The following is a 25815-nucleotide window of genomic DNA, read 5'->3' as shown; positions in this document are numbered from 1 at the left end:
CTTCGGCTGCGGCGAGGCCGCCCGACATCCGCCTTGCCATTTTCCTGGGCGTTCCATGGTTTGTCCGCAGGTCCGGGGGTTTCCGGAGGAGATCGTTCCAGAAGTGCTCAAATTCATCGGAGGTTAGCCCTTGTCGCCCCCGGTTCAGCCCTCGTATTCTCCGTCTCGCCCAGCGCACACCGACCGCACAGGCAGAGAAGAGTGGGCAATGAAGCTCGCACGATCCCGCACCACGGCCGCCGCAGCCACCGTCCTCGCCGTCGCCGCCCTCGCCACGGCCTGCAACCGGGGCAGTACCACCAGCTCCGCGTCCGGGAGTTCGGGCAAGTCGCCGATAGGCATCGACCTGCCGCGCTCCGACTCGGACTTCTGGAACTCCTACGCCCAGTACATCAACAAGGACGTGTCCGCCGACGGCGACGCCACCCTGCCCGTCAGCAACTCGCAGAACGACATCACCAAGCTGGTCGCCAACGTCCAGGTCTTCGAGAACACCGGGGCCAAGGCCGTGGTGATGGCGCCGCAGGACACCGGCGCGATCGCCTCCACCCTGGACGCGCTCTCGGCCAAGAACATCCCGGTGGTCAGCGTGGACACCCGGCCCGACAAGGGCAAGGTCTACATGGTGGTGCGCGCCGACAACCGCGCGTACGGCACCAACGCCTGCCAGTTCCTGGGCAAGCAGCTCGCCGGCAAGGGCAAGGTCGCCGAGTTCGAGGGCGACCTCACCTCGATCAACGGCCGCGACCGCTCCGAGGCCTTCGCCTCCTGCATGAAGGCGAACTTCCCCGGCATCACCGTCTACCCGCTGGTGACCAACTGGGACGGCTCGGTCGCCTCCAGCAAGCTGCAGACCCTGCTCGCCCAGCACCCCGACATCAACGGCCTCTACATGCAGGCCGGCGGGGTGTTCCTGCAGCCCACCCTGGCCCTGCTGCAGCAGAAGGGCCTGCTCAAGCCGGCCGGCACCGCCGGGCACATCACCATCATCTCCAACGACGGCATCCCGGCCGAGTTCGACGCCATCCGCAAGGGCCAGATCGACGCGACCATCTCCCAGCCGGCCGACCTCTACGCCAAGTACGCGCTGTACTACGCGGAGGCCGCGGTCCAGGGCAAGACCTTCAAGCCGGGCCCGACCGACCACAACTCGACCATCATCCAGTTGCCCAACGGCCTGGAGGACCAGCTGCCGGCACCGCTGGTGACCAAGACCAACGTCGACGACAAGACGCTGTGGGGCAACAACATCGGCAAGTGACCGGCGCCTCGCCCACCCCCTCGCAGCACCCAGCGAAAGGACGGCCACCCCCGTGCCGGACCCACAGCCGGACCCCCGACCCGACCCCCGACCCGATCCCCGCCCGGATCCCGGCCCGGATCACCCGACCGACCCCGGGACCGATCCGGCCGCCCCGGTCGTGGAGGCCACCGGGATCTCCAAGCGCTACGGCGCCACCGTCGCCCTGCACCAGGCCCGGATCACCGTGCGGCCGGGCGAGTCGCATGCGCTGGTGGGCCGGAACGGGGCCGGCAAGTCGACCCTGGTCTCCATCCTCACCGGGCTGCAGCGCCCCGACAGCGGCAGCCTGCAGTTCCACGGCGCGCCCGCGCCCGCCGTCGGCGACACCGACGCCTGGCGGGCCCGGGTGGCGTGCGTCTACCAGCACTCCACGATCCTTCCCGACCTGAGCGTCACCGAGAACCTGTTCCTGAACCGGCAGAGCCCCACCGCCCTGCGGGCGATCCGCTGGAAGGAGCTGCGCCGCCGCGCCGCCGAACTGCTCACCGAGTACGGCGTCGACATCGACTCGTCCCGGCGGGCCCGCGAACTGACGGTGGAGCAGCGGCAGTTCGTGGAGATCGCGCGGGCGCTGTCGTTCGGCGCCCGCTTCATCGTGCTGGACGAGCCCACCGCCAAGCTGGACGCCAGGGGTATCGACCGGCTCTTCGGCAAGCTCCGCGAGCTCCAGCAGCGGGGCGTGGCCTTCCTGTTCATCTCGCACCACCTGGCCGAGGTGTTCGAGCTGTGCACCACGGTCACCGTCTACCGGGACGCCCGGCACATCCTCACCACCCAGGTGGCCGGGCTCAGCCCGGACGCCCTGGTGGAGGCGATGACCGGCGAGCAGGCCGCCCCGGCGGCCACCGCCCCGGCCGCGTCTGCCGCCGCCAGGACGGCCGCAGGCGGGCCGGCCGCCGGCGGGACGGGCCGCGGCGCCGAACTGCTCCGGGTCACCGGTCTCGGCGTCCCCGGCGCCTTCCACGACATCACGCTCTCGCTGCACGCCGGCGAGGTGCTCGGCCTGGCCGGCGGCGCGGCCAGCGGCAACGTCCGGCTGGGCGAGACCCTGGCCGGACTGCACCGTGCCAGGTCCGGAACGGTCGAGGTGGCCGGGCGCCCGGTCCGCGGCGGCGACGTCCCCGCGGCGCTGGCGGCCGGGATCGGCCTGGTCCCCGAGGACCGCCGGGCGCAGGGCCTGGTGCTGCAGCGCAGCGTGGCGGAGAACGCCACCCTGACCGTCAGCGACCAGCTCGGCCCCTACGGCACCGTGCTGCCGTCGCGGACCAGGGCCTTCGCCCAGCGGATGGTCAAGGACCTCGACATCAAGACGCCGAGGTCGGACACTCCGGTCTCGGCCCTGTCCGGTGGCAACCAGCAGAAGGTCGTGGTCGCCCGGGCGCTCGCCACCGACCCGCAGGTGCTGGTGGCGATCCGGCCCACCAACGGGGTCGACGTGAAGTCCAAGGAGTTCCTGCTGGCCAGGATCGGCAGGGTGGCCGACCGGGGCCGGGCCGCACTGGTGGTCTCCGACGAACTGGACGACCTGCGCGGCTGCGACCGGGTGGTGGCCATGTTCCACGGCGAAGTGGTCGCCGAGTTCGGTCCGGACTGGACCGACGAGCAACTGGTGGCGGCCATGGAGGGGATGACGGTCGCCGACCGGAACGGCCGACCGACCGAGAACCGGAACGAGAGGGAGAACGACGATGTCCAGCAGCAGTGACCTCGCCCCGCAGGCGGAGGCGACCGCCGCGGCGCTGTCGGCGCCGGCCGCCGACCCCGGGTCGGCCCGGGACGGCTTCTCCTTCGCCCGCTACCGGGAGCTGTCGCTGATCCCGGTGCTGCTGGTGATGTGCGTGATCGGCTTCATCGTCTCGCCCGCCTTCCTGACCTCGGCGAATCTCCTCGGGGTGGCCCAACAGGCCACCGAGCTGAGCCTGCTGGTGCTGGCCGAGGCGCTGATCCTGATCTCCGGGCGGATGGACCTGTCGCTGGAGTCGACCATCGGCGTCGCCCCGGTGATCGCGGTCTGGCTGGTGCTGCCCGAGCACGGCGGCCGCTTCCAGGGCCTGGGCCTGCTGCCTGGCTGGACCGCGATCCCGCTGTGCCTGCTGGTGGGCGCGCTGATCGGGGCGTTCAACGGCTTCCTGATCCTGAAGCTGCGGCTGAACGGCTTCATCGTCACCCTGGGCGGGCTCACCATGCTCCGCGGGCTGCAGATCGCGGTCTCCCGCGGCCAGTCCATCGTGGAACTGCCCAGCTCCTTCACCTATCTGGGCCGGTCCTCGTGGCTGGGAGCCCCCGCCTCGATCTGGATCTGCGCGCTGCTGTTCCTGGTCGGCGGACTGGCCATGGCCTGGCTCCGGCACGGCCGCGCGCTCTACGCCATCGGCGGCAACACCGAGGCGGCCCGCACCGCCGGCATCAGGGTGGACCGGGCGGTGTGGACGGTGCTGGTCATCGGCGGGGTGCTGGCGGCTTTCGCCGGTATCCTCTACACCGGCCACTACGGCTCGATCTCGGCGGACCAGGGCAGCGGCTGGATCTTCCAGGTCTTCGCGGCGACGGTGATCGGCGGGGTCAGCCTGAACGGCGGCCGCGGCACCCTGTTCGGCGCGCTGACCGGGGTCCTCACTCTGCAGCTCGTCGTCAATGTGATGACCCTGGCCGGGGTGCCCCCGCTGTGGAACCAGTTCCTGAACGGCGCGATCATCATCCTTGCGCTGATCATCTCCCGCTTCGCCGCCGGCGAGCAGCAGGAGTAGACCCGACCGACCCGAGGAGTGCCATGGCCGTCACGGACGAGGCGATCGCCAGGATCAAGGAGATGATCGTCTCCGGCCTGCTGCCGGCCGGCGCCCGACTGCCGCGCGAGGAGGACCTGGCGGTCCAGCTCGGCATCTCCCGCAACTCCCTGCGGGAGGCGGTCCGGGCCCTCACCGCGATGCGGATCCTGATCAGCAGGCAGGGCGACGGCACCTATGTCTCCAGCCTGGAACCGCATCTGCTGCTGGAGGAGCTGTCGTTCGTCGCCGACGTGTCGCACGGCGATTCGGCCGCGCAGCTGCTGGAGGTGCGGCGGCTGCTGGAGCCGCAGGCCACCGCGCTGGCCGCGCACCGGATCAGCGACGAGGGCCTGGCCGCGCTGCGGGCGATCCTGGAGAGCAGCATGCAGGCGGACAGCGTGGAGTCCTTCATCGAGTGGGACGTGGCCTTCCACCGGGCGATCGTCGACACCGTCGGCAATCCGGTGCTGTCGCTGCTGCTGGACACCCTCTCCACGCACACCCAGCGGGTCCGCATCGTCCGCGGCGCACACCTCGCCACCGCCCTGGAGTCGGTGCACCGCGAGCACGAGTCCATCCTGCGCGCCCTGGAGGCCCACGACGGCCAACTCGCGGCCGCCGCCGCCATGCTGCATGTCTCGGCGGTGGAGCAGTGGCTCCAGGCGCGCACCGACGACCTGCTGGCGGGCAGCCAGTAGCCAGTAGGTCGTCGTCACCGGGGCGTCGCAGCGGAGTGCTGTCAGCGGGGCGCCGTTCGGCGGGGCGTCGTTCGGCGGGGCGTCGTTCGGCGGGGCGTCGTTCGGCGGGGCGTCGTCAGTGGGCGACCCCCACCGCCTGCTTGACCGTCGACGGGTCGTCCACGGCGGCGAGCATGGCGTGGGCCAGGTCGGCCCGGGAGATCGACCAGCCCTTGGGCACGGCGGATCCGACGATCCGCCGGTAGACGCCGGTCAGCGGGGCGTCCTTGAGCTGCGGCGGCCGGAACGAGGTCCACTCCAGGTCGCCGGCGGCCAGCGCCGCCTCCATGTCGGCGAGGTCCGCGTAGGCGTCCTTGAGCACCTTTCGGACGATCGGGGTGGCCAGACAGCGCATCAGCAGCGCCTCGTGCTCCGGGATCGGGAACAGCGGCGCGGCGCTGACCACCACGATCCGGCGGACCCCGGCTGCGTCCATGGCCTGGACGATGGCCGTGGTGGCCGCCCCGGCGATGCCTGGCGACTTGCGGCCGTGCGGCCCGAGACCGGAGAGCACCGCGTCCCGTCCGGTGACCTGCGGGACCAGCGCCGCGGGGTCGGTGACGTCGGCGGTGACGATCCGGAGCCCGGGGGCGACCAGCGTCAGCCGGGCACTGTCCCGTACCACGGCGGTGACCTCGTGCCCGGCGTCCAGTGCCTGGCGGACGATCTGTCCGCCGACCCCGCCGGTGGCGCCGAAGACGGTGAGTTTCATGGCTTCTCCCTGAGTCGGTGACCGCTCACCCACTCTGACGTCGGAGATTCCGGCGATGTGACCGTTGGGAGCCCTCCCAACAACTCTTGACGGCGCGGCAGTGCGGGCGGCGCTGGTAAAACTTCACAACACCTGCACTGACCTGCGCAGACACCGTCGACAAGACCCGTTGCTCCGACCCAAATTGGCCCAGACCATTGACGTGGCCATGTGACATGAGTTCAATCATGCTCTGAACACAGTCGCCCAGAGAGCGCTCACTGAGTTCACTTCTTGAACGTTTTACTCCGATCGACCAAGGAGAGGCCTGCCCGCCCCCACACTCGCCGTCTGCGGGTTGCGTGGGGTTCAGGAGGGCCGTTCCCGGGAGATCGGAGCCCTGCCCGGGCGCAGACCCCCACCGTCCCCAGGAGGACACGCCATGCCCAGGTTCAGCATGCCCAGAGCCCGATCGGCCGTGACCGCGGCACTCGTCGTCCCGCTGACCGCGGCCGGACTGGTGCTCAGCGGCAGCGGCGCCGCCCACGCCGCCGCCAACGCCGGCCCCGGCTTCCCCGCCCACTACGCCGCCCCCTACGTGGAGACCTGGAACTCCCCCTCCGCGATGGCCTCTGCCGAGGCGGCCACCGGCCTGAAGTACTACACGCTGGCCTTCGTCATCGCCGGAAGCGGCTGCCAGGCCACCTTCAACGGCAGCACCTCGATCTCCGACGCCGGCTGGACCGGCGCCATCAACACCCTGCGGGCCTCCGGCGGCGACGTCATCGCCTCCTTCGGCGGCGCCTCCGGCACCGAACTGGCCCAGGCCTGCACCTCGGTGTCGTCGCTGCAGGCGCAGTACCAGGCCGTGATCGACACCCTCAACCTGACCAGGGTCGACCTGGACGTCGAGGGCGCCGCGCTGGACGACACCGCCGCCAACGACCGCCGCAACCAGGCGCTGGCCAACCTGCAGACCCAGTACGCCGCGGCCGGGAAAACGCTCTCCGTCGACTACACCCTTCCGGTCGACCCGTCCGGTCTCGAGTCGAACTCGCTCAGCCTGCTGAACAACGCCAAGAGCCACAACCTCAACGTGAACCTGGTCAACATCATGACCATGGACTACGGCCCCAACGAGGACATGGGCCAGGCCGCGATCAGCGCCGCCAACGGGCTGCACAGCCAGCTCGGCGCGATCTGGACCGGCAAGTCCTCCGCCCAGCTCTGGGGCATGGAGGGGAACACCCCGATGGTCGGCGTGAACGACTCCACCAACGAGGTGTTCAGCACCGGCAACGCGTCCGCCCTGGAGAGCTTCGCCGCGTCCAACGGCATCCAGGAGCTGTCCTACTGGTCCCTGGGCCGTGACAAGACCTGTGCTACGGGCACCTACTCGGACACCTGCAGCGGCACCCCGGAGAGCGCGTACCAGTTCGCGAGCATCTTCAACCAGCTGACCGGGACCACCACCGGCGGTGGCGGCGGCACCACGCCGACCGGCGCGATCACCGGCTACGGCGGCAAGTGCGTGGACATCGCCGGCGCCAACAGCGCCAACGGCACCGCCGTCCAGCTCTACGACTGCAACGGCACCGGCGCGCAGAGCTGGACCGTCGCCTCCAACGGCTCGCTGCAGGCGCTGGGCAAGTGCATGGACGTCACCGCGGCCGGCACCGCCGACGGCACCCAGATCCAGCTGTACGACTGCAACGGCACCGCCGCCCAGCAGTGGCAGCACCAGAGCAACGGCGAGCTGGTCAACACCGGCTCGGGGAAGTGCCTGGACGCCACCGGCCCCAGCTCGGCCAACGGCACCCGGCTGCAGATCTGGACCTGCGCCGACAGCGCCAACCAGCAGTGGAACCTGCCGAGTTGATCAGCCCGCGCTGAGCGGGCCGACCGGCTGAGCCGGTCGGCCCGCTGCTCCCGCTTCACCACCCCGGCGTCACCACCCCGACGTCCCCATGGAGGACCCATGAGAAGAGCTCAGAAGGCGCGAGCGGCGATTGCCGCGTCCGCGCTGTTCGCGGGCGGCCTGACGGTCGCCCTCGTGCCGTCCGCGACGGCCGCCTCGGCGGCCGTCACCTCCGGCACCACCTACACCGTCACCAACGCCAACAGCGGCAAGTGCGTCGACGCCGCGGCCGCGGCCACCGCCAACGGGACCGTCGTCCAGCAGTACACCTGCAACGGCACCACCGCCCAGCAGTGGGTCTTCACCGCCACCAGCGGCGGCTACTTCCAGATCGGCAGCGCCAACAGCGCCGCGCAGGTGTGGGACGTCACCAATGTCTCCACCGCCGACAGCGCCCCGATCCAGCTGTGGACCTACGGCGGCGGCAACAACCAGCAGTGGCAGCCGGTCGCCGAGGCGAGCGGCAGCTACCACTTCGTCAACCGCAACAGCGGCAAGTGCCTGGACACCCCGTCGGCCTCCACCGCCGACAGCGTCCAGCTGCAGCAGTACACCTGCAACGGCACGGCCGCCCAGTCGTTCAACCTCTCCACCACCGCCGGGGGCGGGACCACCACCCCGCCGGCCGGCACCCCGGACCTCGGTCCCAATGTGCTGACCTTCGACCCGTCGATGTCCAGCTCCACCATCCAGAACCAGATCGACTCGGTCTACAACACCCAGCAGACCAACCAGTTCGGCACCCAGCGCTACGCCCTGCTGTTCAAGCCCGGCTCTTACAACGTCAACGTCCCGGTCGGCTACTACACCCAGGTGCTGGGCCTCGGCCAGAACCCCAACCAGGTCACCATCAGCGGCGGCGGCGTCAACGCGGACGCCCAGTGGGACGGCGGCAACGCCACCCAGAACTTCTGGCGCTCCGTCGAGAACCTCACCGACAGCCCCTCCAGCGGGACGGTGAAGTGGGCCGTCTCGCAGGCCTCGCCGATGCGCCGGGTGCACGTCACCGGCAACATGGTGCTGGACGACAACGGCGGCTGGTCCAGCGGCGGTTCGCTCAGCGACTCGCAGATCAACGGGCAGGTCAACTCCGGCAGCCAGCAGCAGTGGCTGTCCCGCAACAGCAGTTGGGGCAGCTGGACCGGCTCCAACTGGAACATGGTCTTCGTGGGCGACACCAACGCCCCGTCGAACAGCTTCCCCAACCCGCCCTACACCACGGTCGGGTCGACCCCGACCATCGCGGAGAAGCCGTACCTCTACATCGACTCCTCCGGCAACTACCAGGTCTTCGTCCCCGGTGACCGGACCAACGCCACCGGCACCACCTGGTCCGCGAGCGGCAACACCGCCGGGACCTCGCTCCCGATCAGCCAGTTCTACATCGCGAAGCCCGGCGACACCGCCGCGACCATCAACGCCGCGCTGGCGGCCGGACAGAACCTGCTGTTCACCCCGGGCGTCTACCACCTCACCGACACCATCAGGGTGACCCGCGCCGACACCGTCGTGCTGGGCCTCGGCCTGGCCACGCTGGAGGCCGACAACGGCGTCACCGCGATGTCGACGGCCGACGTCAGCGGCGTCCGGATCGGCGGCCTGCTGTTCGACGCCGGGACCACCAACTCCCCGGTGCTGCTCCAGGTCGGTCCGACCGGCTCGACCGCCGACCACAGCGCCGACCCGACCGTGCTCTCCGACGTCTTCGCCCGCATCGGCGGCGCGGCCGTCGGCAAGGCGACCGTCAGCGTCCAGGTCAACAGCAACAACGTGATCGGCGACGACTTCTGGCTGTGGCGCGCCGACCACGGCAGCGGCGTCGGCTGGACCTCCAACACCGCGCAGAACGGCCTGGTGGTCAACGGCGCCAATGTCACCATGTACGGGCTGGCGGCCGAGCACTACCAGCAGTACGCGGTGCTGTGGAACGGCAACGGGGGCCGTACCTACTTCCTGCAGAACGAGCTCCCGTACGACCCGCCGAACCAGGCGAGCTGGATGAACGGCAGCACCAGGGGCTACGCCGCCTACAAGGTGGCCGACTCCGTCACCAGCCATGAGGCCTGGGGGCTCGGCGTCTACTGCTACTTCAACGTCAACTCCGCGGTGGTGGCCGACCACGCCATCGAGGTGCCGCAGGTGTCCGGCGTGAAGCTGCACGACATGGTCACCGTCTCGCTCGGCGGTGTGGGCACGATCAGCCACATCGTCAACAGCACCGGCGGCCCGTCCAACTCCTCCAGCAATGTGGCGGACCTGGTCAGCTACCCCTGACCAGGACCGACCCCTGATACCCCGCCCCGCCGTGGACCGCTCCCCGGCGGGGCGGACCCACGCCGCGAGCCCGTGCCCGTGTCGCGGGCTGAGGTCGCGGAAACAGATCACGGACACAGGTCAGGGACACAGGTCCGGGACTCAGGTCACGGACCGTGTCGCGGACCCGGATCATCGGTCCCGCGCGGGCAGCGTCCCCGGTGCGGTCTCCAACCCGAACGCCGGGAACAGCGACAGATCCTGGAAGACGCTCATCCGGGTCACCTCATCGCCCTCCTGATTGAGCGTCAGCACCTGGATCGAGTGGGCCTCCAGCACCCCGGCCTCGGTGAGGTGGTAGTTGGCCACCGCCGGCTGGCCGTTGGCGCCGGTCAGCACCACCCGCACCCGGCCCCCGGCGATCACCTGGCGACTGGACAGGAACCGCACCGCCGCGTCACGCCCGCTGAACCAGTCCGCGTACGGCGGCATCTCCAGTACCACGTCCTCGGCCAGCAGTCGGCTGATCGCCGCCATGTCCCCCGCCTCGAACGCGGCGGCATAGCTGTCCAGCAGGGCCCGCCGACGCGGATCGCTCGGCTCCCGAACCGTCTCCTCCGCGAGCGCGGCCTGGTCGATCTGCGCCCGGGCCCGCTGCAGCAGGCTGTTCACCGCGAAGACCGAGATCCCGAGCAGGTCGGCCACCTCCGCCGCCCGCCAGGCCAGCACTTCCCGCAGGATCAGCACCGCCCGCTGCCGCGGCGGCAGGTGCTGCAGCGCCGCGATCAACGCCAGCCGCACCCCGGCCCGCGAGGCGACGACCGAGGCGGGGTCGCCGTGGTCGACGCCTCCGCCCCCGGCCGCAAACCCGGTCCCCGCGCCGGCCCCGCCCCCGAGCAGCACGTCCGGCATCGGCTGCAGCCACGGCACCTCCGGACGCGCCCGGCCCAACGACCCGTCCGGCGCGTTGCTGGGCGCTCCCAGCCCCGACGGCAGCGGACGCCGACTGCGGTTCTCCAGCGCGCGCAGACAGGCGTTGGTCGCGATCCGGTACAGCCAGGTCCGCAGCGACGACCGCCCCTCGAACCGCTCGAAGGACTTCCAGGCCCGCAGCATGGTCTCCTGCAGCAGATCCTCGGCGTCGTGCACCGAGCCCAGCATCCGGTAGCAGTGGGCCAGCAGCTCCCGCCGGAACGGATCGGTGAGCCGGACGAAGTCCTCGCTGCGCTCCATGGTCTCCGCCATCGCCAACCATCTCCTCGTGGTCCTACTGGTCAGCCCCCGCTGTGTGGGCTCTCGACGAGTACTGATCCCTGCGATGAGCGGAACTCATCGGTGAATCGCGCCGAAGCCCCGGATCGGTACCGGATGACCCTCCCATCCGCATCCCAGTTCCTGCAGTCACCACAGTTCCTGCAGTCACCACACCAAGGAGCAGTCCGCATGGCCTCCGCCGTCAGCACGCCCGAACAGCGCTGGGTACTCGCACTGGCCTCCACCGCCTCGTTCATGATGGCCCTGGACACCACCGCCGTCTCCACCGCGCTCAGCACCATTCAGCGCGACCTGGGCGCGTCCCTGGAGACCCTCCAGTGGACCATCAACGCCTACGTCCTCACCTTCGCGGTGCTCCTGCTCACCGGTGCCGCCCTCGGCGACCGCTTCGGCCGCCGCCGGATGCTCGCGCTCGGCCTCGGCCTGTTCACCACCGCGTCGGCCGCCTGCGCGCTGGCCCCCGGCGTGGGACCGCTCATCGCCGCCCGTGCGGTCCAGGGCGCGGGCGCGGCCCTGGTGCTGCCGCTGGCCATGACCCACCTCAGCGCCGCCTTCCCGCCCCGACAGCGGGGCCGCGCCCTCGGCCTCTTCAGCGGGCTGACCGGCCTGGCGACCTTCAGCGGCCCCTTCATCGGCGGAGCGGTCGCGCAGGGACTGGCCTGGCAGTGGCTGTTCTGGATCAACATCCCGATCGGCGTGCTGGCGGTGGTACTGGTCCGGCTGCGCCTGGACGAGAGCACCGCCCCTTCGGTCCGCTTCGACTTCGGCGGCGTCCTGCTCGCGACCGGTGGAGCACTCGGCCTGGTCTGGGGCCTGGTCCGGGGCAACGACGCGGGCTGGGGCAGCACCGAGGTCGTCGGCGCGTTCGCCGTCGGTGTGCTGCTGACAGCCGCCTTCGTCCGCTGGGAGCTGCGCACCGCCGCGCCCATGCTGCCGATGCGCTTCTTCCGCAACCGCAGCTTCGCGGCGGCGAACGCATCCATCTTCTGCGTGACCTCCAGCCTCTACGGCACCCTCTTCTTCCTCGCCCAGTACCTGCAGATCGCGCTCGGCCACGGCCCGTTCGCGGCGGGCCTGCGGATGATGGCCTGGACCGGGACCGTGATGGTCTTCGCGCCCGTCGCCGGCATCCTCGTCGACCGCCTCGGCGAGCGCCCCCTGCTCGTCACCGGGATGCTGCTGCAGGCGCTGGGCGGGATATGGCTGGCGCTGGTCGCGACGCCCTCGCTTCCGTACGACCAGATGGTGGCCCCCCTGCTCATCAACGGCTGCGGCATCTCCCTGGCGATGCCCGCCGCCCAGAAGGCCGTCGTCGGCGCGGTGGCCCCACCGCAGATCGGCCAGGCGTCCGGCGTGCTCAACATGCTCCGTCAACTGGGCGGCGTCTTCGGCATCGCCGTCTGCGCCTCAGCCTTCGCCGCGACCGGCGGTTACGGCTCCCCCGCCGCCTTCACCCACGGCTTCACGGCGGCGATGTGGGTGACCGCAGCGCTGGCGGTGGTCGGCGCGGCAGCTGGGGCGGCCGTACAGCGGGTGGAGCGGGCGGCCGTGGTGGCCGAGGACGCGGTGCGGCTTGATGAGCTGGAGGTGGAAGCGGGGGCAGGGGCGGGGAGTTGACACCTTTGGCGAGTGGGTGTCGTCCCACGCTTGCAACGGCAGACTCCGCGCCGCGACCTCACCCGCCCTCCTTGCCCGGCATCGGGCGGCCGTCTTACGGGAGGGGGCGCCTGCGCCCCGCCGGGCCACGCGCGCCCCACCCCTCGACCGCTACGATCAGCGTCAATGCCCGGATGTAGCGCAGAGGCAGGCGCCCTCTCTTTGCATGGGAGAACACGCCGGTTCGAATCCGGCCGTCTGGGCAGTCCGCAGAAGCAGGGCCCCGTAGCGCAGAGGCAGGCGCGCCTCCTTCTCAGGGAGGACACGCCGGTTCGAATCCGGCCGGGGCCACAGGAACGGGCGTGGGGTGAGCAGGAGCGATGGGCGACAGCGACGACCTCCCGCTCAGCGACGCCGAGCTCGACGCGTTCACCCGTACCGTCGGCCGGCTGCGGGCGCTTCCCGCCACGGACCCGGTGCGGCTCCGGGCCGAGCGGGTCGCGGAGTCGTTCGCGCGGGACGGGCAGCAGCAGCGACGGCGGGCGCGGAAGGCTGAGGCGGCCGAGGCGGATGCGGCGGTGGTGCGGGCGACTGCGACCGGAGACGGAGAGCGCCGCGAAGACGCGCCGCTGCTGCCGAGTGCCGGAGCGCCCCACACCGTCGGTAGTTATCGGCGACCGCGACGCTGCTACATCTGCAAGGACGTCTACACCCTCGCGCATGCCTTCTACCACCAGCTCTGCCCGCCCTGCGCGGCCGAGAACCTGAGTCGTCGTGAGGCGCGGGCCGACCTGCGCGGGCGGCGCGCGCTGCTGACCGGTGGGCGGGTGAAGATCGGGTTCCAGCTGGGGCTGTTGCTGCTGCGTGACGGCGCCGAGCTGCTCGTCACCAGTCGCTTCCCCAAGGACACCGTGCGTCGCTTCCGGGCCGAGCCCGCCAGCTGCGGCTGGCTGGACCGGCTGACGGTCATCGGCATCGACCTGCGCGACCCGCGCCAAGTGCTGGGACTGTGTGAGGAGTTGCGTGCCGAGGATCGCCCCCTCGACATCCTGGTGAACAATGCCGCACAGACCGTACGCCGCCCGCCGGGTGCGTATGCCGTGCTGTCGGCCGGTGAGCGGGAGGCGCTGGCCGAGAGCCCCCGCGCAGCGGCTGCGCATCGCATGCTGAACGCTCCCGGGTTCCGTACCGGTCAGGAGTTGGCGCCCGCCGGCGCCGCCGGGCCGGCGTCGGCGCTCGCGCTGCTCACCGACGAGGCCGGGCTTCTGCCCGACACCGCACAGGAGAACTCCTGGTCCGCCCGGCTCGGCGGGCTGGACCCCGCAGAGCTGCTGGAGACCCAGTTGGTCAACGCCGTGTCGCCGGCGCTGCTCTGCGACCGGCTGCTGCCGCTCCTTCTGGCCTCGTCCCACCCCCGCCGCTACATCGTCAATGTGACGGCGGTCGAGGGCCGCTTCGCCGTTCGGAACAAGACGGGCGGCCATCCGCACACCAATATGGCCAAGGCCGCGCTGAACATGCTGACCCGCACCAGCGCGGAGGAGCTCGCCGCCCGGGGCGTGCACCTCAGCAGCGTCGACACCGGCTGGATCACCGACGAGAACCCGGCGCCCAAGAAGGCGTGGATCGCCGGTCAGGGGTTCCGCACCCCGCTCGACATCGTCGACGGGGCCGCCAGGGTCTACGACCCGATCGTGCGCGGCGAAGCCGGACAGCCGGTGTCGGGCGTCTTCCTGAAGGACTACCGCGTCGCCGAGTGGTAGTCGACCCCGGCCCCGGTCACCGAGTCACCGAGTCACCGAGTCGGCCACCGGCTGCCTCGGCTGACGCGGCATCAGCGCGAAGGTCTCGATCCAGAAGCGCTGGTGCTCGTCCGAGGCCCCCACCAGATAGGTGGACCGCAGCTTCGGCGGCAGCCAGGCCACCAGCCGGGCTATCAGCTGCTGGTGCCTCCGCAGCTGCGACAGCTCGGCGTTGGAGATCGCCTGGTGCACCAGGTCGCTGTCGTTGGTGCCCTCGATGGAGTGCTCGGCCGCCCGGCGCAGCCGCTGCTCCCAGCCCTCCGGGTCCTCGGCCAGCTCCCGCAGCCCCGTCACCGGCCTGTGCTCCAGCCGCTCCTCCAGGGCGGTCAGCGGGACCGGCGCGTACTCGCCGTCCCCCAGGTACACGGTGCCGATCCGCAGCGGCAGGCCCTTGCCGTGCAGCTTGATCAGCCGTTCCAGGGTGCGCTTGGTCATCCAGGCGCGGCCGTCCTCGTCGATGTCGTTCTTCCACCACTCCAGCACCGTCTCCGCGACCGCGCCGTAGCGGTCGATCAGCCACTCGTTGGCGGGGATGTCGGCCGGGTCGACGACCAGCGAGGCGGTGAACCGCGTCGCCTGGGCGATGTTGTTCCTGGCCACCTGGAGCTTGCGGCCCAGGTGGTACGGCGGGTTCTGCAGGGCGATCTGGGCGCGCAGGCCGGCGATGCGCTGTCCGGCCAGCGACCACTCCTGGGTGATCTCCATCAGCTTGGCGAAGGCGGCCTTGTCCTTGGGGCGGTTGTACTCGTCCCAGACGATGGCCTTCGGCCGGTCGCCGGTGAAGTGTGCGGCGAGCAGGTTGTCCAGCGAGCCGTCCGGGGTCGGCACGGGCGCGCAGAGGTCCTCGACGTTGGTGACCGGCATGGAGTAGTACAGCGGCTCGCGGCCCAGCTCCTCCCGGACCAACTGCCGGACGATCTCGGTCTTGCCGCAGCCGGGCGGCCCCTGAAGCAGCACGGTCCAGCGGTTGCGCAGCGCGGCGCGGACCACCTGGCGCACCGGGTCCGGGATCTGGGAGGGGTTGCGGACGCCCAGGGCGGCGGCGATCCGGTCCAGGATCTCGTTGGTGCGGCTCGGATGCGGCTTGCCGTCGTCGCCCCGACCGGGATCGGCCAGCCGCAGTCGCTCGCCGTTGATCAGCGGCAGGCCCCAGACCAGCGGGAATCCTTCGCGGGCCTGGGCCAGGATGTGCTCCAGGGTGCGCGGGGACAGCAGCTCCCGCACCGCCGGGGACTGCGCGGCCCAGAGCCGGAACAGCGGCCGGAGGTCCCACTCGGGGAAGCGGGCGCTGAGCTCGGTCCGCCAGGCGGTGTCGTTGGCGGTGATCCGCACGGTGACCATGCGGTCCAGGATCGCCAGGTCGCTGCGCCTGGCCGCGGTCTCGGCCAGCGACTCGTTGTCGGTGAGGAAGACACCCACGCAGCCGAGCTCACGCAGGTCGAACTCGCCCAGGGTCCAGTTGCAGGCGATCTGCATCAGCTGCGACTGGATCGACTCCCCGGCCTGCAGTGAGTCGTCTAGGAGCAGGACGAAGCGTCTCCCCGGCCGGAGCTGCCGCATCACCAGCTGGCGCAGCACCAGTTCCCCACTGTCGGCGTCGCGCACCGGGGCGTTGGCGAGCAGGTCGTCGGGGGTGAGGTTGGCGGCGGGGACGAAGACCAGCTCGGTGTCCGGGTGGCAGCGGGCGATGTGCGAGAAGAACGTCGCCGTCTTGCCGATGCCGTGCTCGCCGAAGACCTGGCCGGTCTGGCCGAGGTCGATCATCGCGTCGATGAACTTCTCCAGCGGGGACAGTTCCCGCAGTTCGCCCAGTTCTCGCAGACCGGTCGGCTCCCGCAGACCGGTCGGCTCGTGGTGGTCCGCCGTGCTCTGCTCGGTCACTGTTCTCCTGTCGTCACGCGATGGCAGGCCATGGCGGGGGTATGGGTCTCGGGCCAGTCGTCGCCGCCCTCGGTGATCAGCCAGATCCACTTGTCGGGTTCGGCGGGGGTGATGTGCGGGGCGTAGCCGTCGGTGAGCACGACGACGGCGTCGGGTTGTTCCTCGAAGTACCGTCCGTCGATCTCCGAGCGGCCCTCCAGGTAGTCGGCGACCACCTGGAAGCTGGTGCCACCGCCACCGTGCACCCGCTCGCCCGGCTTGAACGGCATCACCGCACCGTCGAAGGACAGCCAGTGCGCCTGCACCCCGTCGATCTGCCCGACCAGTTCGGTGAGCCGGCGCACCACCCGATCGGGCATCGACCCCGAGGTGTCGAAGGCGATGGCCAGTACCTTGTCCCGGACCGGACCGCGCCTGGAGAGCATCGGGTCGTGGCCCAGGGCGGCCAGGATTGCGCCGCGCTTCTTCGGGTACACCAGCCGCTCGCCCTCGCGCAGCTTGGACGCCAGTACGTCCACCAGCCAGCGCTGCCACCAGTCGACCTGCCGGGTGCGCACGGTCTCGCCGCGCAGCACCCCGGCGCCGATCCGGCCCCAGACCCTGGAGGCGTTGGCGGAGCCGCCTTCGCTGCTGCCCATCAACTCCACCAGCTCCTCCTCAGCGGTCCGGTTACCGCGCCGGGCCGCGAGCAGGGCGTTGAGCAGCACTGACGAGACGGCGGCGTCCACCGCCTCCTGGTCGCAGGGCACGCCGTCACCGATCCCGCCGTCGCCACCGCCGCCGCCGCCGCCGAGGTGGATGCAGCGCGGTTGCGGGACGGGCGGGTTGCGCATCCGTTTGAGCTCGGAATAGCAGCCGTGGTCGGTCCGTACGAACAGCGGGTAGGGCAGCGCCGCCAGCCCCTGGGCGTCGAGGTCGGCGAGATAGCCGGCGTGCACCTCCCTGGGGTCGATGCCCACCGGGGCGCCGTCCAGCAGCGGGAGCCGCTGACGGCCGAGCCGGAGCAGGGCGACATGGTTGATGGTGACCTCGGCCGCCATCGTGAACACCGGGTCCTCACGCAGCTCCGGTTCGGTGTAGAGATGACGCTGGACCAGATGACGGGCCTCGTGGAAGAGCACGAACTTGACCCCGTCCAGACCGAGGGCGACGAAGAAGTCCGGGTTGTAGAGCAGCAGGCAGCTGCCGTCGCCGGAGGCCACCACGGCGGCCGTGTCCACCGCCGTGGTCGGCAGTTGGTGGTGGCACTTGGCGTACAGCCAGGAGGCGACGGCCGACTCGGTCAGGCCGAAGTCCAGCAGGGCGGCCTCCTTGAGCCGCCCTGCCTCGGCCACGACAGCCGGAGCCGCCGGACGGAACTCGGCCAGGGCCCGGCGGTCGGTGGGATCGACCACATGCAGCCGCGGACGCTCGTAACTCATGGCCGCCTCACCCCCTCCACCGCTAGGGTCGGTGCCGGCGGGGGCCGTAGCGCAGCGGCAGGCGCGGCTGACTGCGGATCAGCAGGACGTTGGTTCGAATCCAACCGGTCCTCGTCGTAGGCTCCGTCAGCGCCGAGATCCGGTCCGGGGTCTGGATCCGGTCCGACGATCGCACCAGCGGTGCTGATCAGCTCCGGCAGGGACCCGTTGAAGGTCGGCAGCAGTTGGGCCAGCACCGCCCAGGCGTCGCTGTGGCCACCCAGATGCTCCCGCACCAGGGGCTCCAGTTCGGCCCTGAACCTGCTGCCCCCGGGGACGTGGGGCTGCGCGATCGCGCCCAGGGTCAGCAGCACGTCTCTGGCCGAGTACTCGGCCAGGTACCGGTTCGGCTCCGCCACTACCCCGGCCTGCTGCAGCCGGTACTCGAACTTCGCATGACTGCCGAACTGCCCGCGCAGCGACGGCGGGCAGTTGACATGACAGGACAGCGCCCAGCGGGCGTAGCCGGGCAGCGGGTCGGCAAGGTCTGCCCGGGCGACCTCGTCCCACTCGTCGTAAGGCAGCGCCCCGGCCAGTTGCCGGGCCCGGCGCAGTTGCCTGGCCTCGCCGGCCGCGCGCAGCCTCGGCAGCAGCCGGCTCGCGGTCTGCCGGTCCGGCAGGTCGAACTCCTCCTCGAACCGTGCGAGCTCCAGCCGCCGCTCCAGTACCGGCGCCAGCGGAAGCCGCTCGGTGCGTCGGTCCCGCCCCGGACCGAACGGCACTCCCTCGATGATGTCCCTGCGGATGGCGTCACCCAGGCGACGTACCTCGAAGACCACCGCGTTGAGCTCCGGCAGGTCGCAGGCCAGCACCCACAGCCACACCCCGAGCGGCGGCGGCCGACGGCCGTTCAGCAGCATCCGCAGCTCGGTCGGTGCGGACTGCTCGCTACCGAGCTGCCCGAGTCGGCCCAGCACCCGCCGCGCCTGGTCCGGGCGGACCAGCTCCAGCAGAAAGGTCAGTTTCCGTCCGTCGGCAATCGTCAGCCCCACTCGAACCGCCCCCCCTCGTTCTCCCGAAGGCTATCGAGCAGGGCCGACAGACCGCATGCGGGATTCCGCCGCCTGTGGACAAGTCCTCGGCCGGTCGGAACCCGTCACCCGCTCGAGTGAGTCCTCACCCGCTCAGCGGCAGTGTCATGCTCGGCTGGGCCGGGGTGGAGTCCGGCCGGATCCGGTTCACCGCCGTGCCCGTCGCCAGGAACTCGATCGCGTGCTCTCCCCAGAACCGGTGGTCGTCGACCCTGCTCCCGACGATGCCGTCCGCACCGACCTGCTGCCCCTCGTACTGCATCCGGGACATCGCCAACTCCCGGGCGTCGTAAAGGGCCTGGGTGAAGTTGGGCAGCTCGGCGTTGGTGCCGATCCGGGACAGCGTCTGCCGCAGGCTCTGGTGTGCGACGTGGTAGACGCAGGTGCCCAGCACCAGCCGGCGCGGCAGCCAGCCGTGCTGCCACAGGGTCCAGAAGTCCTGGCCGGAGAGCGGGGTGGTGAACGGCTTGCCGTCGGAATTGCGGTACTGGCGGCCGTCGGTGCTGCGCACGGCCGTGCCGACTGCGACGAACTCGATGACATCGGCGAAGAACTGATAGTCCATCGGGCGCAGCACCACCCCCAGCACCCCGTCCGCGCCGAGCTGCGCCGCTTCGGCCTCCATTCGGGACATCGCCAACTCCCGGGCGCTGTACATCGCCTGACTGATGTAGCCGAGCTCCTGGCTGACCTTCCAGCCGGCCGACTGGATGCCGACGTGGAACACGCTGGTGCCCATCACCATCCCGAGCGGCTCGAAGCCGGCCTGCCCGACCAGCACGAACTCGTTGACGGACAGGTCGGAGGTGAAACAGGGCTTGCCGCTCCGTGAGTTGTCCAGCCGCCCCCGGGCGGTGTCGGGCAGCGGTGCGTAAGCGGGTGCAGGTGTGGTCATGGTGGGTGGGCCTCCCCTGGGATCGGATGGGGCCCCCGTGGTCCCACCCGCGCTGGGGAGCCTAGTCCTGGCTCCGGACCGGCCCTCCAGCAGCCCGGCCGCCCGGCGGCCGCACCACCGGAACTCAGACCGCGTCGAACTGCGCAAACGGACAAACCCTCCCGAACCAGCGCCAACATCTACGCCATTGCCGGGTCAGTACCCCCGGCGCCGCCGGGCCGGCGATCGCGCGGCGGAACGGTTGCGGGGCCGGCGGGACGGCTCTACGGTTCGGAAGACCCGGTTACCGACCGCCGATCACCGGTCACGCCGAGCCCATCACAACGGAGATCGCCTTGACGCAGCCTGTTGAGCCGACTGTCGTGCGAATCGCCGCCGGAGCCGTCCGCGGGGACCGGGTCGAGGGCGGCGGAGTGGCCTTCAAGGGCATTCCGTATGCCGCGCCCCCCTTCCGCGCCAACCGCTTCCGTCCGCCGGAGCCGCCGGAGCCGTGGAGCGGTGAGCGCGACGCCACCGCCTACGGTCCGACGCCGCCCAAGCCGCCGTACCCGGCACCGCTGGACGCACTGCTCCCCGAGGTCGACATCCCGGGCGAGGACTGCCTCAACCTCAACGTCTGGGTTCCGGCAGGAGGGCCCGCCAACCGCCCTTTCCCGGTCATGGTGTGGCTGCACGGCGGCGGATTCACCAACGGCTCGGGCTCCGTCCCCGGCTACGACGGCGCCCGGTTCGCCCGCGACGGCGTGGTCTGTGTGACCGTCAACTACCGACTGGGTGTGGAGGGATTCCTGTACCTCGGCGCCGACGACCCGGCCCCGGCCAACCTCGGACTGCTCGACCAGATCGCCGCGCTGGAGTGGGTCAGGGACAACATCGCCGCCTTCGGCGGGGATCCCGGGCAGGTCACTCTCTTCGGCCAGTCGGCCGGCGCGATGAGCATCGGCACCCTGCTGGCCGTACCCCGGGCGCGTGGACTGTTCCGGCGCGCCGTCCTGCAGAGCGGCGCCGCCCAGCACACCCTCTCCCCCGCCACGGCCGAACTGGTGGCCCGTCATATCGCCGACAGGCTCGGCATTCCGGCCACCCGCGAGGCGTTCGCCGCCGTACCGCTGGACCGGCTGCTCACCGTGCAGCGGGGGCTGCGCGGGGAGATCGCCTCCGATCCGGAACCGGGCCGGTGGGGGGAGGCGGCACGCAATCTGATGGCGCTGGAGCCGGTGGTGGACGGAGAACTGCTCCCCACCGCGCCGCTGGACGCGGTCGCGGCCGGAGCCGCCGCCGGGGTCGACCTGCTGATCGGCTCCAACAGCGACGAGTTCCGTCTCTACCTCACCCCCTCCGGCCTGCTCGACCTGGTGACGGAGGAACTGGCCCGGAAGAGCGCCACCGGATACGGCCTCGACGACCCGGAGCATGCCCTGGCGGTCTACCGAGAACGGCAACCGAACGCCTCGCCGGGAGAGCTGCTGGCCGCCCTCGCCACCGACTGGTTCTACCGCATTCCTGCCGTCCGGCTCGCCGAGGCACACGGCGCAGGTGATGGTGGCAGCGCCGGCGACGGTGGCGGAAACGGTTCTTCTTATGTGTACGAGTTCGGCTGGCGGCCGCCGACCTTCGACGGCCGGCTCGGCGCCTGCCATGTCACCGAACTGCCCTTCGTCTTCGACAACCTGCACGACAAGTCCATGGCGGGCCTGCTCGGCACGGACCCCCCGCAGCGGCTCGCCGATGTGGTGCACGCCGCCTGGGTCGCCTTCGCGACCACCGGGGACCCCGGCTGGCCCCCCTACGACCGCGACCGACGCGCCACCATGCGCTTCGACCTGGAATCCGAGGTCCAGTACGACCCGCGGCCGAGGGAGCGCGAACTCTGGGGGGGCCGCCGCTGAACCGCGTCGCTGAAACCAGGGCAGCCGCCGTGCCGCCACTGTCAGATCCCTTCCCGGGCCGTCCTCCGCTTGCCAGACTTCTGTGACGGGACGCCACCGCACCGGGCGTCCCCGCCAGCTGGACGAACAGCGGGAAAGGGGCCGTCCCACGATGCTGCTGCCGCCGGGAATGCCGCAGAGCCTGGACTATCCGCACTGCACCGTCGGCGACATCCTCGCCGGCACCGCGCCCCGACACCCGGACCGAGTGGCCCTGCGGGACGGCGAGGAGTCACTGACCTTCGCCGAGCTGTACGACCAGGCGCTGCGTCTGGCCCAGGGGCTGCGGCAGCACGGGGTCCGCCCCGGCGACGTGGTGGCCCTGCACCAGCCCAACTCGCTCCGCTTCACCCTCACCTACTTCGGGGTGCTGCTGGCCGGAGCCGTCGTCAGCCCGTTCAGCCCGCTGCTGCCCGCCGCACTGCTGGCCGAGCAGCTCACCGAGGTCTCCGCGGTCGCGGTGATCACCCACCCGGCCGTCGCCCCCGTCCTGGCAGAGGCACGGGCGCTGGCGTCATCGGCGTCGGCGTCACAGCCGGAACCGCAGCCGAAGCCGAAGCCCTGGTTCGTCGTCGAGGTCCCCGCCACCCACGCGGCCCCGGGACCGACCCCGGGCCGACCCGCGGGCACCGCCTCCGGCAACCTCCCGCTGGCCGAACTGCTCGCCGCCGATCCCGCGCCGGCGACCCGGGTCCACCCCGACGACCTGGCCCATCTCTCCTTCACCGGCGGCACCACCGGACGCTCCAAGGCAGTCCGGATCCTGCACCGGCACGCCGTCGCCAACGCCCTGCAGATGGGCTGCTGGCGCGGGGCCTCGCTGCCGCGACTGGACGACAACGGCGCCATGCACCTGGAGCAGGTCCCGGCGGCGGTCGGCGCCGGGACGGTCCCGATCGGCGAGAGCGTGCTGCTCTCGGTCGCGCCGATGTTCCATGCGATGGGCCTGATCACCCAGCTGCTCTGCACCGCGAACGCGACCACCGTGGTGGTCTCCGGCCGCTTCGACCCGGACCGCTACCTCGCCGAGGCGACCCGGTGGCAGGTGACCCACCTGGCCGGATCGCCCGCCCTGTTCCACGCACTGCTCGCAGTTCCCGGCCTGCACAAGGCCGATCTGTCCTCGGTCCGCCAGGTCAGCTCCGGCGCGGCGCCACTGGACTCGGAGACCATGGCCCGACTCCGCGAACTGCTGCCGCAGGCCGAGATCAGCGAGGGCTACGGGCTCACCGAGGCCACCATGGGGCTCACCGGCCACCCGCCGGAGCAGCCGGTGGCCGCCCCTATCGGCAGCGTCGGCGTCCCGGTGTTCGACACCGTGATCGAGATCAGGGACCCGGTCACCCGCGAGCCGCTGCCGGTCGGCGAGGTCGGCGAGGTCTGGGCGCACGGCCCGCAGATCGCCGACGGCTACCACAACCACCCGGAGCTGACGGCCGAGCAGTTCGAGGACGGCTGGCTGCGCACCGGCGACCTGGGCCGCAGCGACCAGGACGGCTGGCTGTACCTGGTCGGCCGGGCGAAGGACATGCTGATCCACAAGGGCTACAACGTCTATCCGGCCCCGTTGGAGGACCTGCTGCACCAGCATCCGGCGGTGGCTGTGGCCGCCGTGGTGGGCGCCCCCGACCCGCTGGCCGGGGAGATCCCGGTCGCCCATGTGGTGCTCCGGGCCGGCTACGACCCCTCCCCCGAACTGGCCGAGCAGCTGATGGCCCACGTCGCCGCCGGGGTCACGCCCTACCAGCGGGTACGTGAGGTGCATTTCAGCGCGGCACTGCCGCTCTCTGCGGCGGGCAAGATCCTCAAGACCGAGCTGCGGCGGGCGACCGCTGACCGCCGTGGCGCCGGGGGAGACGCGCCCTGAGGTGCGCCCAACTCCTCTGGGGCAATAGTGTGATGAGCTGCAACGGTCCGGTGCGGTCCGCAGCTGCCATGGTCCGGCGAATGGACGAACCCTGCGGCATGTTCCGCCGGGGATTGGCAGGGTGCGTGCGCCGCTCGCAAGCGCACCCGTATCGTGTGCGTTCACGCAGCACCGGGACCACCGCTGCGCATGACTCTGCCCCGACGCCGCAGTCCTCCCTGCCACGAAGCGGACCTCACCATGACGACGATCGATCTGACTAACACCGACGAGACACCATCGGCCGCCACGGCCACTCCGAACGATGAGCAGTCGGACGTCCTCTCAGGCGTCCGCGACGACCTGCTCAAGTACTCCGCCCAGGGCGGCTTCACCCTGAGCGCCGAGACCAACGCCTGGTACGCGGCGGCCGGTACCGTGGCGACCCCCGAGGACGCCCGCGCCGCCTCGACCATCCTCGCCGAGCTGCGCGGACGCGACCTGGAAACCGTCCGCGAGGCGGCCGAGCAGCTCGACGCCGGCACCCCGCTGAGCGGGCTGGACACGGTGGCGGCGGTGGCCGAGGCCTTCGCGCTGCTGCTCCGGGTCCGCGGGACGCTGGCCACGCTCGCCCCCGCCGCCTACCGGTCGGCCGACCTGGACCGGCTCTCCGCAGCGACCGCGAGCGGCGCAGAGCGCAAAGCCCAGGGCGTGAAGCTGTCCTGGGGCGACCGCCGTGCGCTGGCCAAGGCCGCCCGCAGGCTCGCGGTGTCCAAGCGCGTCCGTCGCGCCACGCTGCACGCGGCGATCGACGCCGCCGCGGCGGAGCGCGCGGACTGGGCGGCGCTCGCACCCGGCACCCTCCCGGCGCTGCCGGACGACGCGGCGGTACTGGACAGCGCGGCCCCGTCGGTCGAGACCGTCCGCACCGGCCTGGTCGTACTCGGCAAGCTGCTGCCCGGCCAGGACTTCGCCGCGCTGCCCTTCGCCGAGCTCGCCGAGGCGGTGGACCGCCTGGCCGCGGACGAGGGCACCCTCTACCGGCTGCCCACCCTGCGGGCGCTGCGCGACAGCATCGAGGAGCGCGGCAACGGGGACCTGCTGGCCGAGCTGACGGACCAGCAGGCCGACGCGGACGCCGTCGCAGCGGCATGCGACCGCGCCTTCGGCCTCCCGGCCGAGGCGGAGCCCGCGACAGCCCCCGCGGCTGCGGCGGCGACCGCGACGGACCTGCTGCCGAACCCGCGCGCGACGGACGACGAGGCCGAGGCCGAGGCCGAGGTCGCGGTCGAGGCTGAGGTCGACGCAGAGGCCGAAGCCGAGGTTGAGGCGCAGGTCGAAGACGCGGTCGAGGTCGAGGCTGAAGCTGAGGCTGCACCGGTCGAGGCTGAAGCCGAGGTCGAGCCCGAGGCATCGGCCGAGGCTGTCGAGGTCGAGGTCGAGGTCGAGGTCGCACAAGAGGTGGCCGAGGTGGAGGCTGAAGCCGAGGCCGCATCGGCCGAGGTCGAGGCTGAAGCCGAGGTCGCGCCGGTCGCGGCCCCCGAGGCCGAGATCGCCGCCGTCGAGACCGTCGAGGCCGTAGTGGAGCCCGAGCCTGCGACGGCCGAGGTCGAGGCCGAGGTCGAGACTGCCGAGCCGGAGGCGACCGAGCCCCCCGCCGCCGAGGAGCCGAAGGCGACCAAGCGTCCGCGCAAGCCCGCGTTCACCCCCGGCCGTCCGGTCACCGCCTACTCCGCCGACGAGCTCGTCTCGGTCGTGCGCTGGATCGACGGCGACGGCACCGACCGCTCCGAGGACGAACTCCTCCGCGCCGCCATGAAGGAGCTGGGCTTCTCCCGCCTCGGCCCCCGTATCAAGGAGGCGCTCGGCGCGGCCATCGCCGAAGCCCGCGCCTGATCCTCTTCCCCGAAAGCTGCACGAAGCCCCTCGGACCCGGTCACACCGGGCCCGAGGGGCTTCGTGGTTCCGCAACTGCGTTTGCGCACAAGAACATTGACACCCGTACATCAACGGCTGTAGACATCGACCACCTTCTCCAGAGAGCGCTCTCAGGAGGAGGCCGAAGCTCCACAGGACCCCCACCCGGTTCAAGGAGACACCATGTCCACCAGCACGTCCGCCCCCTTCTCCGCCGTCCGCGGCAGGCGCAAGCCGTACCTGCTCATCGCCCTGATGGTCGCGGTACTCGCCGCCCTCGTAGTGACCGTGACCCAGTCGCCGGCCCGGGCGGCGGGCACCCTGCTCTCCCAGGGAAAGCCCGCCACCGCCTCCTCCACCGAGAACGCGACCTTCCCCGCCTCCGCCGCCGTCGACGGCGACACCGGCACCCGTTGGTCCAGCGCCTTCAGCGACCCGCAGTGGATCCAGGTCGACCTCGGCGCCGAATCCTCCCTCAGCCAGGTCGTCCTGCAGTGGGAGGCGGCGTACGCCA

Annotated in this window: 17 protein-coding genes and 3 tRNA genes; 15 read left to right on the top strand and 5 right to left on the bottom strand. The window is 71.4% G+C overall.

The window, feature by feature from the left end:
* Positions 1 to 208: 208 nt before the first annotated feature.
* The 4 genes from TR46_RS18895 (at position 209) to TR46_RS18880 (ending at position 4769) form a co-directional block, all read left to right on the top strand.
* Positions 209 to 1261 (top strand): sugar ABC transporter substrate-binding protein, encoded by a 1053-nt coding sequence (locus TR46_RS18895; RefSeq protein WP_042402535.1) that lies wholly within the window; start codon positions 209 to 211, stop codon positions 1259 to 1261.
* A gap of 160 nt (positions 1262 to 1421) precedes the next feature.
* Entirely contained in the window at positions 1422 to 3008 is a 1587-nt protein-coding gene (locus tag TR46_RS18890) for a sugar ABC transporter ATP-binding protein (protein WP_042402694.1), read from the top strand.
* Positions 2992 to 4050, top strand: a complete 1059-nt coding sequence (locus TR46_RS18885) for an ABC transporter permease (protein ID WP_042402532.1) — start codon at positions 2992 to 2994, stop codon at positions 4048 to 4050. The genes TR46_RS18890 and TR46_RS18885 overlap by 17 nt, the downstream gene beginning before the upstream one ends.
* A 23-nt stretch (positions 4051 to 4073) precedes the next feature.
* Positions 4074 to 4769 (top strand): FadR/GntR family transcriptional regulator, encoded by a 696-nt coding sequence (locus TR46_RS18880; RefSeq protein WP_042402530.1) that lies wholly within the window; start codon positions 4074 to 4076, stop codon positions 4767 to 4769.
* 115 nt (positions 4770 to 4884) lie between these two features.
* Here the strand turns inward: TR46_RS18880 and TR46_RS18875 are convergent, their stop codons facing one another.
* On the bottom strand, positions 4885 to 5520 hold the full coding sequence (locus TR46_RS18875; protein WP_042402528.1) for an NAD(P)-dependent oxidoreductase: 636 nt from the start codon (positions 5518 to 5520) through the stop codon (positions 4885 to 4887).
* Between the two features lie 421 nt (positions 5521 to 5941).
* Here TR46_RS18875 and TR46_RS18870 point away from each other — a divergent pair, with 421 nt between their 5' ends.
* The gene (locus TR46_RS18870) at positions 5942 to 7378 is read left to right on the top strand and encodes a chitinase (RefSeq protein WP_236655384.1); all 1437 of its coding nucleotides are present in this window, start codon (positions 5942 to 5944) and stop codon (positions 7376 to 7378) included.
* A 99-nt stretch (positions 7379 to 7477) separates the two neighbouring features.
* Positions 7478 to 9691 (top strand): RICIN domain-containing protein, encoded by a 2214-nt coding sequence (locus tag TR46_RS18865; protein WP_042402525.1) that lies wholly within the window; start codon positions 7478 to 7480, stop codon positions 9689 to 9691.
* Positions 9692 to 9862: 171 nt separating this feature from the next.
* Here TR46_RS18865 and TR46_RS18860 read toward each other — a convergent pair whose 3' ends face one another.
* Positions 9863 to 10915: a sigma-70 family RNA polymerase sigma factor gene (locus TR46_RS18860; protein ID WP_042402523.1), complete on the bottom strand. Its 1053-nt coding sequence runs from the start codon at positions 10913 to 10915 to the stop codon at positions 9863 to 9865.
* A 198-nt stretch (positions 10916 to 11113) separates the two neighbouring features.
* On the opposite strand from TR46_RS18860, the gene TR46_RS18855 reads away from it, so the two are divergent.
* The 4 genes from TR46_RS18855 to TR46_RS18840 all read left to right on the top strand — a co-directional run bounded on the left by TR46_RS18855 (position 11114) and on the right by TR46_RS18840 (position 14304).
* Positions 11114 to 12562: a DHA2 family efflux MFS transporter permease subunit gene (locus TR46_RS18855; protein ID WP_042402520.1), complete on the top strand. Its 1449-nt coding sequence runs from the start codon at positions 11114 to 11116 to the stop codon at positions 12560 to 12562.
* A gap of 169 nt (positions 12563 to 12731) precedes the next feature.
* A tRNA-Ala gene (locus TR46_RS18850) sits at positions 12732 to 12804 on the top strand.
* A 16-nt stretch (positions 12805 to 12820) separates the two neighbouring features.
* Positions 12821 to 12892: transfer RNA gene (locus tag TR46_RS18845), tRNA-Glu, on the top strand.
* Between the two features lie 29 nt (positions 12893 to 12921).
* Entirely contained in the window at positions 12922 to 14304 is a 1383-nt protein-coding gene (locus TR46_RS18840; RefSeq protein ID WP_042402517.1) for an SDR family NAD(P)-dependent oxidoreductase, read from the top strand.
* A 24-nt stretch (positions 14305 to 14328) separates the two neighbouring features.
* Here TR46_RS18840 and TR46_RS18835 read toward each other — a convergent pair whose 3' ends face one another.
* A complete protein-coding gene (locus TR46_RS18835) occupies positions 14329 to 16107 on the bottom strand; it encodes an AAA family ATPase (RefSeq protein WP_152626570.1) in 1779 nt (592 codons plus the stop codon).
* Positions 16108 to 16220: 113 nt separating this feature from the next.
* The gene (locus tag TR46_RS18830) at positions 16221 to 17645 is read right to left on the bottom strand and encodes a vWA domain-containing protein (RefSeq protein WP_042402514.1); all 1425 of its coding nucleotides are present in this window, start codon (positions 17643 to 17645) and stop codon (positions 16221 to 16223) included.
* A gap of 40 nt (positions 17646 to 17685) precedes the next feature.
* Between TR46_RS18830 and TR46_RS18825 the strand changes: the two genes are divergently transcribed.
* A tRNA-Arg gene (locus TR46_RS18825) sits at positions 17686 to 17759 on the top strand.
* A gap of 1041 nt (positions 17760 to 18800) precedes the next feature.
* On the opposite strand, the gene TR46_RS18815 is transcribed toward TR46_RS18825, so the two are convergent.
* Positions 18801 to 19610, bottom strand: coding sequence for a heavy metal-binding domain-containing protein (locus TR46_RS18815; protein ID WP_042402509.1), 810 nt, complete (start codon positions 19608 to 19610; stop codon positions 18801 to 18803).
* Positions 19611 to 19945: 335 nt separating this feature from the next.
* On the opposite strand from TR46_RS18815, the gene TR46_RS18810 reads away from it, so the two are divergent.
* From TR46_RS18810 to TR46_RS18795, 4 genes are all read left to right on the top strand, one after another.
* Complete coding sequence (locus TR46_RS18810; protein WP_236655383.1) at positions 19946 to 21499, top strand: carboxylesterase/lipase family protein; 1554 nt, start codon at positions 19946 to 19948, stop codon at positions 21497 to 21499.
* Between the two features lie 151 nt (positions 21500 to 21650).
* Entirely contained in the window at positions 21651 to 23405 is a 1755-nt protein-coding gene (locus TR46_RS18805; protein ID WP_042402505.1) for a class I adenylate-forming enzyme family protein, read from the top strand.
* Positions 23406 to 23645: 240 nt separating this feature from the next.
* A complete protein-coding gene (locus TR46_RS42405) occupies positions 23646 to 25280 on the top strand; it encodes a hypothetical protein (RefSeq protein WP_052432923.1) in 1635 nt (544 codons plus the stop codon).
* Positions 25281 to 25556: 276 nt separating this feature from the next.
* Positions 25557 to 25815 (top strand): discoidin domain-containing protein (locus TR46_RS18795; protein WP_161790156.1); only part of this gene is annotated, 259 nt, incomplete at its 3' end.

It is taken from the genome of Streptacidiphilus carbonis (assembly GCF_000787775.1).
GTDB lineage: Bacteria > Actinomycetota > Actinomycetes > Streptomycetales > Streptomycetaceae > Streptacidiphilus > Streptacidiphilus carbonis.
The sequence above is the reverse complement of the archived record's forward strand: the minus strand, read 5'-3'. Positions and strand labels throughout refer to the sequence as shown.

Excerpts from the sequence above, each read along its gene's own strand:
- TR46_RS42405 (WP_052432923.1), top strand. The coding sequence starts at position 23,646 with ATGACGACGATCGATCTGACTAACACCGACGAGACACCATCGGCCGCC.
- TR46_RS18875 (WP_042402528.1), bottom strand. The coding sequence starts at position 5,520 with ATGAAACTCACCGTCTTCGGCGCCACCGGCGGGGTCGGCGGACAGATC.
- TR46_RS18885 (WP_042402532.1), top strand. The coding sequence starts at position 2,992 with ATGTCCAGCAGCAGTGACCTCGCCCCGCAGGCGGAGGCGACCGCCGCG.
- TR46_RS18835 (WP_152626570.1), bottom strand. The coding sequence starts at position 16,107 with ATGATCGACCTCGGCCAGACCGGCCAGGTCTTCGGCGAGCACGGCATC.
- TR46_RS18815 (WP_042402509.1), bottom strand. The coding sequence starts at position 19,610 with ATGACCACACCTGCACCCGCTTACGCACCGCTGCCCGACACCGCCCGG.
- TR46_RS18855 (WP_042402520.1), top strand. The coding sequence starts at position 11,114 with ATGGCCTCCGCCGTCAGCACGCCCGAACAGCGCTGGGTACTCGCACTG.
- TR46_RS18895 (WP_042402535.1), top strand. The coding sequence starts at position 209 with ATGAAGCTCGCACGATCCCGCACCACGGCCGCCGCAGCCACCGTCCTC.
- TR46_RS18830 (WP_042402514.1), bottom strand. The coding sequence starts at position 17,645 with ATGAGTTACGAGCGTCCGCGGCTGCATGTGGTCGATCCCACCGACCGC.
- TR46_RS18870 (WP_236655384.1), top strand. The coding sequence starts at position 5,942 with ATGCCCAGGTTCAGCATGCCCAGAGCCCGATCGGCCGTGACCGCGGCA.
- TR46_RS18860 (WP_042402523.1), bottom strand. The coding sequence starts at position 10,915 with ATGGCGGAGACCATGGAGCGCAGCGAGGACTTCGTCCGGCTCACCGAT.
- TR46_RS18880 (WP_042402530.1), top strand. The coding sequence starts at position 4,074 with ATGGCCGTCACGGACGAGGCGATCGCCAGGATCAAGGAGATGATCGTC.
- TR46_RS18840 (WP_042402517.1), top strand. The coding sequence starts at position 12,922 with ATGGGCGACAGCGACGACCTCCCGCTCAGCGACGCCGAGCTCGACGCG.
- TR46_RS18865 (WP_042402525.1), top strand. The coding sequence starts at position 7,478 with ATGAGAAGAGCTCAGAAGGCGCGAGCGGCGATTGCCGCGTCCGCGCTG.
- TR46_RS18805 (WP_042402505.1), top strand. The coding sequence starts at position 21,651 with ATGCTGCTGCCGCCGGGAATGCCGCAGAGCCTGGACTATCCGCACTGC.